Origin of the sequence: Microvirga arabica (assembly GCF_016811235.1) — a bacterium.
Classification (GTDB): Bacteria; Pseudomonadota; Alphaproteobacteria; order Rhizobiales; family Beijerinckiaceae; genus Microvirga; species Microvirga arabica.
This window is the reverse complement of sequence record NZ_JAFBID010000180.1, coordinates 1-1,723: the sequence shown is the minus strand read 5'-3', so window position 1 is coordinate 1,723 and position 1,723 is coordinate 1. Positions and strand designations below refer to the sequence as shown.

General features: G+C 55.7%; 1 protein-coding gene. It reads right to left on the bottom strand.

Translation table 11 applies throughout. From position 1 onward, the window contains the following. Nucleotides 1-944: calcium-binding protein (locus tag JQC81_RS32270; RefSeq protein WP_203275837.1), on the bottom strand; the 944-nt coding region annotated here is incomplete at its 3' end. Nucleotides 945-1,723: the final 779 nt, after the last annotated feature.

Sequence of the window (1,723 nt, the reverse complement as noted above, 5' to 3'; positions counted from 1 at the left end):
TGATCGTCCGGGTCAACACCGGCCGCCTTCACGTCAGGATAAAGCGCAAGATAGTAGCTGTCATCCACAAGCGCCTGAGCGTCCGGCGGCACCGGCGGCTCCGGCTCGGGATCATCCGCAAAACGAAGGTTCTCAACGTTGTCGAGACGGGTGTTCACCCCCGACCCCTCCGGGCCACGGACCCTCAAGCCTGTCGGAATTGTCTCGATGGTTGCGTCGGCGCGGTTGAAGCTGAAAACAACCGTATCGTTCCCTAGTCCGCCGTCGATAGTGTCGTTGCCCGTGCTAGCCTGGAACGTGTCGTCGCCCTCATCGCCGCGGAGACGGTTAGCGAGTTCGTTGCCGATGATAAGATCGTTGCCTGTGGTGCCGCGAACGCGTTCAATCGCAATCAGCGTATCCGTAGCGCCTGTGGAATCCTGCACCAACCCTGCGGCCAGGTTAATGGTAAGGCCCGCAGTATAGCCAAACGCCCTAGCCTCGTTCCGGTAATCCACCTCGTTGACGCCTGAGGTGCCGTCAAAAATATCATTGCCACCGAACCCGCTGAACCGCTGAGTGCCTGCTCCAGATCCACCAATGAATGTATCTGCTCCGTCAGTGCCCCGCACAGCATCAATCGCGAAAAACGTGTCGATGCTTCCGTCAGATTTTGTAACCGTTCCTGCTCGTGAGGTGGAGCCAAACTGCACCTGAATGCTGGTGAAGCCCCGATTGATATAAAAAATTTCGTTGAAATCTATGGCCGGATTGTCGTCAGTCCCGATGTCCCCCCCATAGATCGTATCATTGCCGGTGCTTGCATTGAACCTGTCGTCGACCTCGGTACCGGCAACACCAATGCCTCCAGCCAAGGTATCATTGCCCGCGCCACCGTCGAGAGTGTCACTATCAGGACCTCCCTGCAGCGTATCGTTGCCAGCGGTTCCAATTAAAATGGCCATAGTATCTCCCTACGGGTTATAGGCTCTTGATGCCTGCTCGAAGAATCCGAATGGGGGCAGGTTCTAGGCACGAAGCCCTTTTACAACCGGCTGAATATACAAGTCTCAGCTTGCCTCTGTCCCCTTGATCATGCTCTCCAAGACGCTTAGTGCCGCTCTCGTCCCAGCCTCAACAGGACTGCTAGAAAACTTACCGTTCCGACTGGGTAATACAATTAACGTGAATAGGTAGCAGGCGACGTGAATGGGCAGGCGACGCCACTCTCTTGGATTAGTCCGAAATAGCTATGCCCGGGAAAGCATCGTAGGACTGATTAACTGTTCTTTGTCTGTCTTATGAGGCCGGTGCAGTCAAACAGTAGGCAACGCGGTTGACGGACGAGGAACCATCCAGCAGCAGTGCAGCTGATCGTCGAAACCCGTCCGTTCATGAAGCTGTCGTCTGGGGGAGCAAGGCCTTGATGAAGAATAGCAATAGATGACCGCTCGCCGACTTCGTTATGCGACCTGACGTTGGCGTGCTTCACACGTCAGGTCTCCGCTTTCTAGCACTCTTCCTTCATATTTATGAAACAGCCCAGTTCAGATACTCCGGGCAAACCGAGACACTGAAGGGCTCAGCAGAGGAGTGAGGCCCCAAGCTGAGGCCTCACTCCTGAATGCTTCAAGCCTCTTTGCCGTGTGGTGTCTTCACCCGACCACGCTGTCACCGAATGCCTGGCGGCCTTCGTAGATGCCGAACTTCAGGTAGTGCGCCAGCGGGTTGATGTTGGCCTGCG